The 8487-nt window shown below is 66.6% G+C and carries 9 protein-coding genes; 3 read left to right on the top strand and 6 right to left on the bottom strand.

Going from position 1 to position 8487, the window contains the following annotated elements:
* Positions 1-152 precede the first annotated feature (152 nt).
* The 6 genes from AC1RNC_RS24825 to AC1RNC_RS24800 form a co-directional block, all read right to left on the bottom strand.
* Entirely contained in the window at positions 153-815 is a 663-nt protein-coding gene (locus AC1RNC_RS24825) for a lytic transglycosylase domain-containing protein (protein WP_492888672.1), read from the bottom strand.
* A gap of 164 nt (positions 816-979) precedes the next feature.
* Positions 980-1465 carry a S26 family signal peptidase gene (locus tag AC1RNC_RS24820; protein ID WP_492888677.1) on the bottom strand — a complete coding sequence of 162 codons (486 nt, stop codon included), beginning with the start codon at positions 1463-1465 and terminating at the stop codon, positions 980-982.
* Between the two features lie 32 nt (positions 1466-1497).
* Entirely contained in the window at positions 1498-1941 is a 444-nt protein-coding gene (locus tag AC1RNC_RS24815; protein WP_492888671.1) for a DUF2840 domain-containing protein, read from the bottom strand.
* A 25-nt stretch (positions 1942-1966) separates the two neighbouring features.
* Positions 1967-2254, bottom strand: a complete 288-nt coding sequence (locus AC1RNC_RS24810) for a helix-turn-helix transcriptional regulator (protein WP_492888670.1) — start codon at positions 2252-2254, stop codon at positions 1967-1969.
* A gap of 123 nt (positions 2255-2377) precedes the next feature.
* Positions 2378-3124, bottom strand: a complete 747-nt coding sequence (locus tag AC1RNC_RS24805) for a DUF2285 domain-containing protein (protein WP_492888669.1) — start codon at positions 3122-3124, stop codon at positions 2378-2380.
* 168 nt (positions 3125-3292) lie between these two features.
* Complete coding sequence (locus tag AC1RNC_RS24800) at positions 3293-3637, bottom strand: helix-turn-helix domain-containing protein (RefSeq protein ID WP_492888668.1); 345 nt, start codon at positions 3635-3637, stop codon at positions 3293-3295.
* Positions 3638-3787: 150 nt separating this feature from the next.
* On the opposite strand from AC1RNC_RS24800, the gene AC1RNC_RS24795 reads away from it, so the two are divergent.
* The 3 genes from AC1RNC_RS24795 to AC1RNC_RS24785 all read left to right on the top strand — a co-directional run bounded on the left by AC1RNC_RS24795 (position 3788) and on the right by AC1RNC_RS24785 (position 8452).
* Complete coding sequence (locus AC1RNC_RS24795) at positions 3788-4291, top strand: RNA polymerase sigma factor (RefSeq protein ID WP_492888667.1); 504 nt, start codon at positions 3788-3790, stop codon at positions 4289-4291.
* Positions 4292-4304: 13 nt separating this feature from the next.
* Entirely contained in the window at positions 4305-5303 is a 999-nt protein-coding gene (locus tag AC1RNC_RS24790) for a FecR family protein (RefSeq protein ID WP_492888666.1), read from the top strand.
* A gap of 140 nt (positions 5304-5443) precedes the next feature.
* Positions 5444-8452 carry a TonB-dependent receptor gene (locus tag AC1RNC_RS24785; protein WP_492888665.1) on the top strand — a complete coding sequence of 1003 codons (3009 nt, stop codon included), beginning with the start codon at positions 5444-5446 and terminating at the stop codon, positions 8450-8452.
* Positions 8453-8487: the final 35 nt, after the last annotated feature.

Genomic DNA, 8487 nt, shown 5'->3' with positions numbered 1-8487 from the left:
GACGAGCTGCTGCCCTGGGCCTGGAAGAGCGGAAATCACGTCAACACCTGACGGACGTGCAGCGGCCGGACGCATACAGCCTGCCCCAGCACCCTTCCAGCCCCTCCTTTCGACGCCAACGCCTGCGTCAACTTCCCGCCAGCCACGCATGATCATGGCCACAGACCCATGTGCGGAGATTGCTCACCGCCCCGCCCCGGCGCCCCCTCGTCCAAATGACCGGACCGAACGAAGAGGCTCGCGCCGCGCGGGTCCTTCGCCCTGGCAGGCCGATGCGTGCTGGACTGCCCGAGCAGCAAGGGAGCCACCCGCTGGACATAGATTCTGGTCTCTAGCGGCAAGGGTTGCGCGCCAGTCAGGTGATCGGCGTAGCGCTGGGGGCCAGCATTGTAGGCGGCCAGGAAGCCCGGCGATCCAAACCGGTCATACATGCGGCGCAGGTAGGCCGCGCCAGCCAGAACATTGGCCCGAACATCGTAGGGGTCGCTTCCGAGGCCCAGTTCCAGCGTCAGTTCACGCCACGTCGCCGGCATCAGTTGCAGCAGGCCCATCGCGCCCTTGGGCGAGACCGCGTCGGCTCGGCCGCCGCTTTCCTGACGCATCACCGCGTAGATCCAGGCTTCGGGCAGCCCAAAACGCGACGCCGCCTCCGACACGGCCTGCGCGATCGGAGAGCCGAACTCGGCCTGGAACCCAGCAGGAGCGGCTGCCTGTCGCGCGGAGGCGGATGCGCCCGATGCAAAGATGCTGAAGGCCGCAATCAAGGCTGCGGACGCGCGCAAAGCGCGCGGAGTTTTCCCTGTCGTCTCGGTCACAACGAGCGTACAGCCGGGCTTGTCGGCATCAAGGGCAAGGCGCGAGACGCGCCGGCCTGCCGGCCGCCCTTGACCCCGCCCGCGCCCAGCCGCTGACACGATCTTGACCGGGACGAGGAAAGGACCGGCAAACCGACCGAACAAGGAAAGGATGGAAGGCCGCCTCATCTCCGCGCCTCCCACGTCCACAGCGGGCGCGCCCGACCGACGAGCCCAACGAGCGGAAGAGGCCCGAAGTAGCGGCTGTCGAGGCTATCTGGCTGCGCATTGACGAGCATGATCTCGCCGGCGACAAGACGGCGGCATTCCTGGAATGGGGTCAGCGTCCTGCCCCGCCGATCACTCGCCCGCGCGCGAGCCACCGGCTCGCCGTCGATCGACAGTACCCCGCCCCGTCCGCAGACCTCCTGCCCAGAGAGCGCGGCCACCTGCTTGAGGAGCGGCACGTTCAGGGGGAGATAGCGACGGATCGCCAACCATCGCGCCAGGTCCGGCGGCGGCTTGATGGCCACCCACTCGCCGACCACGGGCGCTCCAGGACGCAGGACATAGAAGCCCAAGGGGGCGCTGGCCGTGGTGTTGAACAACAGGCGGGGCGCGAAGCGATCGCCTCCTCCCATGCCGACCAACAGACATCCGGTAGCGGCCACCGCGATCAAGGGAAGCCTTCTGCCGGCGGCCATCACAGGAACATCCGCCGCAGCAGCCAGGCGCGATGTCGACGACGGGAATAGACCCGCGGCGGCAGGCCGACACCCACGCGCGCGCCCACATGGCGCCAATAGTCTGGTGCGGCGAGGTCCGGCCGGACGCCGACCCGCTCCACGCCATCGATCGCTTCGAGCACGCTCTGGACCCTGGTCCAGCCCGCCACGTCGAGCAGAATTTCCGCACCGGGCGACACCTCAGGATAGGTGGTGAACGGCGCTCCCGGCGCGACGGCCTGCAGGATGGCGATGCGGGAATCGACCGTGCCGTAATCCCCTGCTCGCCATCGCACGAAGGCGAAGACCGCGCCGGGCGCGAACATCACCGCGCGCCGCCGGCGGTCATGGACCTGCTCGGCGATCGGCCGGCCAAAGCGAATCCAGCGCTCGATCCGGTCCTTGAGGAAGACCAGCTCCACGCGGGTGACGCCGCTTGTTGGACGCTCAGTCATCGCCGTGACGCCGCGCGTACGCCGGCGCAAGGGCGGCGTGCTGCTTGGCCGGCGGCGTCACCACGGCGGCCTGGTCGCTGGTCGAGCGCCGCTCGCCACGCCGCGACCAGGCCTCCAAATCGGCGAGCGTGTAGACGATCCGCCCGCCGTTCTTGCGGTAAACCGGACCGGTGCCATAGCAGCGATGCTTGGCTAGCGTCCGTTCCGAGATGCGGAGGTGTTTGGCCGCCTCGGGCGCCACCAACAGGCGCTCGGCGGCCGAAAACTCGTTCGGCGACATGCTCTTGATCCTCAGGGAACCGCCGGCAAGCCCCGGACATCGGGCGGCGGTCGAGGAAAAGCCTGGCGCCCGATCGGCAGGATCAGGGATGGCGAAGACGGCCCAGGGCTGTCTTCGCCATCCTCAGAAGCCCGCTCGCAGAAGCTTGAGGTAGCCGCCCGCCATGAGGCTCTTGCCACGCCGCACGAGACGGATGGTGACGTCGCGTAGGGTCGAAGTTTTGAAATCCTCGTCGCCGCCGCTTTCCTCCCCGAATAGTCCGGCAGCGATCTCACGGTAGTTTTGCGCCCGAAGCGATGCATCGAGCGCGAAGAGTGTGCGGGCTAGGCGCGCTCGCTGATCGGCAGAGAAGCGAGATCTAGGCGGCGTTTCCGTCGTTTCCGCTCGGCGCAAAGCATCGATTGCGCGAACACGCAGATTGAAATCGCTGTCGTAGGACATGACGACCACGAGCGGACCGGTGGGCGTCGCATCGCCGCGAAGTTGGACTTGCAAGCCGCTCGGCAATCGAAGGTAACGCCCATCCTCAGCGGCAACGGGATCATCGGCGCCCTTAGGCAAAGCTTTCGCCTGACCAAACGAGCGCTCCTCCATTGGCACGACCAAGGCCGGGGCGACGTCGGCGCGCCAAACGACGCGCGCCTGGTCTGCTGGAAGCTCGGGATCGGCAAGCGCAGCGAGGCCCCAACACCGATCCAGGCTCGCCGCGCCGCACGTGACGGAGTTGAAGTGCTCTTGGTATGTCCGATTTCGGCGCAGAAACTCCCAGCAGATGCTGGGCACGGTCAGCGGTAGAAATGCACGCCAGCCGCCGCCGCGACCACCGCCCGGCGGCCGATCCGATCCCGATATGGCGAGCGGCGCGGCCATTTCGTCATGGCGCCACACCCGCCGGACCTACGCCTACAACATCGTTCTTGAAGTGTGGGAAGCAGCCTACGCAGCGCAGCGATTGGCCAAGGAGCCGGCAATCATTCTATATCTGGACCGCCAATTCCTGCGTGAAGCCTCGTACCTAGTTGCCACCCGCTACGCGACTTAATCGGTGGCCTTCCAACTCATCGCGATGGTCAGAAGCTTATCCGCCTTTTCAATTTCCTCATCGGACAAGCCGGCGAGACGATCGAGTAGGCGCGCCAACGGGTCACCTTTCTTCGACTTCGCCGCGTAGGCGCCTGCGCCAAGCAAATCCCGAGGCTCGACCTTCAAAGCCGCAGCCAACTTCTCCAAGAGTACGAGGCTAGGCGCGGTGCTTCCGCGTTCGATCCGGCCGATCGTCTCCATCGACTTGCCAACAAGATCGCCCAGCTCTGCCTGAGTGATGTCCAGCCGTTCGCGATGGTGGCGGACCAAAGCTCCCACTTGGCGACGTAGCGTCGACATACAAAAGCGATCCCCGACTACTGACCGCGTCAGTTTCGAGGTGCGGGGCTCGACGTCAGAGGAACCAATCTGACGTACTTTTCCGTAATAGGACTTTATCTGACGTATTTTATGAGAGATTCTGTGGGGCAATCTCTAGTGGATCGTCCAATGGATGGCTTCTTCCCCCCTGCGCCCGCGCGCGCCAGTCTCGCGGTGGCCGTCGATGCGCTGTTCCGGCGCTATGACACGTGGTTCCGCCGCACGCTTCGCAAGCGCTATGGCGACATGGCTGACGACCTGGCCCACGAGGCCTATCTGCGCACCGCCGCCCACGAGGCCGAGGGCAAGGTCCGCCACCCGAAAGCCTTCCTGCTCAACGTCGCCAACAATCTGGCGACCGACCAGTTTCGCCGGCAGAAGCGCGAGGCCGATCACATCGCCTACAGCAGCGCCCTGACCTTCTCGTCCACGGTCGCGCCGCAAGAGTATCAGTTGATCCTCAAGCAGATCGTGCTGGCCCTACCGCCAGAGTTGCGCGATGTTTTCGTGTTGAGCCACATCAACGGCCTGATGCATCGGGAGAGCGCGTTGCAGCTGGGACTCACCGAGCGCACTGTAAAGGAACGGATGCGCCGAGCCACACTTCGGGTGGCGGCGGCCATGCGGGACTAGGGCGGCGCTCGTCATGATCAAAGACCGTAAGAGTTCCGCGCGCACGACGCGCGAAGCGGCGGACTGGCTGGACCGCTTGGACACGCCTCCGCACGAGACCGAGGAGCTGGAAGCGTTCTCAACTTGGCGGGCGGATCCCGAAAATCGCGCCGAGTACGAACGGCTTGAAGACATCAAGCGCGCCATGGCGACGATGCGGGACGACCCCGACATGCGCCAGGCCGCGGCCGAGGCGCTTCAGCGCGGCGCCACACGCCGCAAACGCTATTCTCCCCTGGCGCGACATCCACGGTGGCTGGTCGGCGGACTGGCGGCTGCCTGCCTTGTCGCGACGATCGGCGCTTTCGCCCTAAGGATACCGACCTACTCGACGCGCGTGGGCGAGACGTTCAGCGCCACGCTCGAAGACGGGTCACGCGTCCAGCTCAACACCGATAGCGCCGTGCGCGTTCGATATTCGGCTGGCCAGCGCCGCATCGAACTCCTGCGCGGCCAAGCCCTCTTCCAGGTCGCGCACAACGCTCAGCGGCCATTCATCGTCTCGGCCGGCGACACCCGAGTGCGCGCCTTGGGCACCCGTTTCGATGTCAGGAAGATCGGCCAGGATGTCCGGGTCGTGCTCGTGCAAGGCAGTGTCGAGGTCTCCGACCCCGCCGTGCGGCCAGCACCCTGGCGGCTGAAGGCTGGCCAATCCTTGGCCTTGCCGCGCGCGGCCACCGAGGCGGTGGCGCCGACCGCTGTCGACACCCCTTCCGCCACAAGTTGGACGACGGGAAACCTCACCTTCCAGGGCGTGCCCCTGTCGGAGGCGGTCTCCGAACTGAACCGCTACAGCCGCGACAAGATCATCCTGGCGCCGGGCGTCCCGGCCGACCGGCTGGTCACCGGCGTCTTCCCGGCCGGCGACCATGGAGACTTCATCGCCGCGGTCTCGTCGATTTTCGACCTGAAGAGCGTCCAGAAGTCGAACGGCGATCTGGAATTGCAACCTCAAGGACCCACATCCGGCTGACGTCATAATTTTTTCACGAGGCCGCTGTCCTGCGACGTCATCTCGGTCGTCTCACCCGCGATCCATCGACGGGGCCACGGCGCATCATCTCGAGCGCGCCCGCCGATGGCGGGGGAATTTGAGATATGAAGCCTGCCTTCGTGAGTTTGTTTAGCGGCGCCTGCGTGGCCGTTCTGGTGGCGGCGGCCGCGCCGTCCAGCGCCCTGGCCGCCGATCCGGTGGTCTCTGTAGCCTTACCCGCCGGGCCGGTGCAAAAGTCGCTCGTGGCGTTGGCGACCCAGGCCGACGTCAAGATCCTGTTCGAGACCGAGCTCGTCGCTGGTCTGAACGCTCCAGCCCTGCAGGGCCGGTTCACCGCGCGGGAAGCGGCTGAACGGCTGGTTTCAGGCAGCCGGATCTCCGTGCAACAGGTTCGGCCAGGCGTGCTGGTGTTGCGCCCGCTTCGCGTCGGTCTTGGCGCCGACGATGGCGGCCAGGAGACGACGTCGTCGGCGCTGACCATCGCGGACGGCGGTCAGAGCGAAGCGACCCTGGTCGAGGAAGTGGTCGTCGGCTCTCACATTCGCGGCGTCAAGGACAGCGCCTCGCCCGTCGTTCTGATGAGCCGCGACGAGATCGACCGCGCGGGTTACGCCAGCGTCGCCGACGCCCTAACCGCCCTGCCCCAGGCTTTTGGCGGGACCTATAGCGAAGACAGCAGCTCGACGGGAGCCGACACCATCGGCGCCAACGCAGGCCGGGGAACCGGGGTCAATCTTCGGGGACTTGGCGCGAACGCCACCCTGGTTCTGGTCGATGGCCGGCGCATGGCCGGCGCTGGGTCTCGCGGGGATTTCGCCGACGTGTCGGCGATCCCGATGATCGCGCTGGAGCGCGTCGAGATCCTGCTGGACGGCGCCTCGGCCCTCTATGGCTCGGACGCTGTCGGCGGCGTGGTCAATGTGCGCCTGCGCAAGGATCTGGACGGCGGCGAGTTTCGCGCGTCGGGCGGTGTCGCCACCGAGGGCGGCTACAGCCGCTACCAGTTCGGACAGGCGCTGGGCAAACGCTGGTCGACCGGCCACGTCATGGCGGCTTACGAGTACTACCATCACAGCGAGCTGACCGCCCTGGATCGGCCCTATGTCGGCTACGCCGACCTTCGCCCGCTCGGCGGGACCGACCGCCGTCGCAACACCTATAGCCAGCCGGGCAACATCCTACGGCTCAATGCGGCGGGGAGTTACGTGCCCGCCTACGCCATTCCGGCTGGGCAGGATGGGGTCGGCCTAAAGCCCAGCGACTTTGTCGCCGGCTCGATGAACTTCGAAAACCAGCGCGCCAGCTTCTGGGTTCTGCCCAAACAGTCGCGCCACAGCCTCATTGCCGCGATCAGTCAGGACGTCGGTGACGCCGTCACCCTATCGGCCGACGCGCGGATCGGACGACGCGACTATACGAGCGTCAGTTCCGCGCCCCTCACCAACCTGACCGTCACCAAGGCCAATCCGTACTACGTTTCGCCCACCGGCCTGGCGTCCGAGCGGATCGCCTATTCGTTCATGAACGAGGCTGGCGGCCTGGTGATCGACGGCCACACCGAGAGCCTGGCCCTCAGCCTCGGGGTTGACGTCCGTCTTCCCGCTGGCTGGGCCGGCAACGTTTACGGGGCCTATGCCCAGGAGCTGTCCTTCGCGCCGCAGAGCAACCTGCTGAACACGACCTTCCTCAACGAGGCGGCGGGGTTGGCGGCCGACAGTCCGCTGACCAGCTTCAGCGCGGCGCGGGACGGCTATTTCAATCCCTTTCGCGGGACCGGGTCGAACCCCAAGGCGGTGCTCGACTTCATCCTCTCGGGTCGCGACGTGACCAAGCAGCGCGGGGAAACCAATTCGGTCAACCTGGCGCTCGACGGACCGCTTCTCGACTTGCCCGGCGGCCCGTTGCGGCTGGCGCTCGGCGGCCAGGCCCGGCGCGAGGGTCTGCGGACCGGCGGCTGGACCTGGACCAGCGGCTATGCGCCCACGGCGCGGGCGTCGCGGATCTATCACCGCACCGTCACCAGCGCCTATGCCGAGCTCAACGCCCCGTTCGTCAGCGCCGTCAACGCCCGGCCCGGCCTGCAACGCCTTGAGCTGTCGCTCGCGGGACGCTTCGAGCACTACGACGACGCCGGCTCTACGGCGAACCCGAAGGTCGGGGTCATCTGGGGACCGACCAAGGACGTGAACGTCAAGCTCAGCTGGGGCACGTCGTTTCGCGGCCCCTCGCTGCCCGAGCTCGCCGCGCCCTACAACATCTCGCCCACCCTCATCCCTTACAATGGCGGCAACGTCCCGGTGCTGTTCTACAGCGGGGGCAATCCTGACCTGAAGCCGGAGACCGCCCGGTCCTGGGCCGCGACGCTCGACTTCACGCCGCATCGGGTCCCCGGCCTCAAGCTGTCAGGCACCGTCTATGAAACGCGATTCAAGAACCGGATCGCCTCACCCGCGCTCGACAACATCGTCAACGCCCTGACCTCGACGGAGCTGACCCCCTTCGTCAGCTTCGTGAACCCGGCGACCAATGCAGCGGACCTGGCGAGGGTCACCGCCCTGGTCAACGACCCCCACGGCGTCCAGACGACCTTTTACGACATCTCGACCTACCGGGCGATCATCGAGGCGCGCCCGGTCAACACTGGCAGCCTGATGGTGCGCGGCCTGGATTTCCAGGGCTCGTACACGACGACCCTGCTGGGCGACCCGCTGTCGTTCGACGGGTCGCTCTCCTGGTTGATGCACTACAAGCGCCGGGTGACGCCGACCTCCACGGTGGTCGAGCTTGCGGGCATGGCCGGCTATCCGGCGGACCTTCGAGCCCGCGCCTCGGCCAACTGGACCCACGGCGCCCTGGGCGTCACCGCCGGCCTGAACTATCTGGGCGACACCTATGCGGTCGAGACTGGGCGCCGGATCAAGCCGTGGACGACAGCGGACTTGCAGGTGCGGTTGTCACCCAAGCACGGGGTGCTCGGCCGGGCCGGGGTCAACTGGTCGCTGTCTGTGCAGAACGTGTTCGACGCCGCTCCACCCTTCTACGACAACCCGCTGGCCATCGGCTACGACCCGACCAACGCCGATCCGATCGGCCGCACGGTGTCTCTCCAGCTGACCAAGGCCTGGTAGCCCAGGCCCTCCTTCCTCTCTGAAAATGGAGTTCC

This window comes from Caulobacter sp. GW822-FHT01G02 (genome assembly GCF_058802865.1).
This window is presented reverse-complemented; position numbering and strand designations above follow the sequence as displayed.

Excerpts from the sequence above, each read along its gene's own strand:
- AC1RNC_RS24810 (WP_492888670.1), bottom strand. The coding sequence starts at position 2,254 with ATGTCGCCGAACGAGTTTTCGGCCGCCGAGCGCCTGTTGGTGGCGCCC.
- AC1RNC_RS24795 (WP_492888667.1), top strand. The coding sequence starts at position 3,788 with ATGGATGGCTTCTTCCCCCCTGCGCCCGCGCGCGCCAGTCTCGCGGTG.
- AC1RNC_RS24805 (WP_492888669.1), bottom strand. The coding sequence starts at position 3,124 with ATGGCCGCGCCGCTCGCCATATCGGGATCGGATCGGCCGCCGGGCGGT.
- AC1RNC_RS24800 (WP_492888668.1), bottom strand. The coding sequence starts at position 3,637 with ATGTCGACGCTACGTCGCCAAGTGGGAGCTTTGGTCCGCCACCATCGC.
- AC1RNC_RS24790 (WP_492888666.1), top strand. The coding sequence starts at position 4,305 with ATGATCAAAGACCGTAAGAGTTCCGCGCGCACGACGCGCGAAGCGGCG.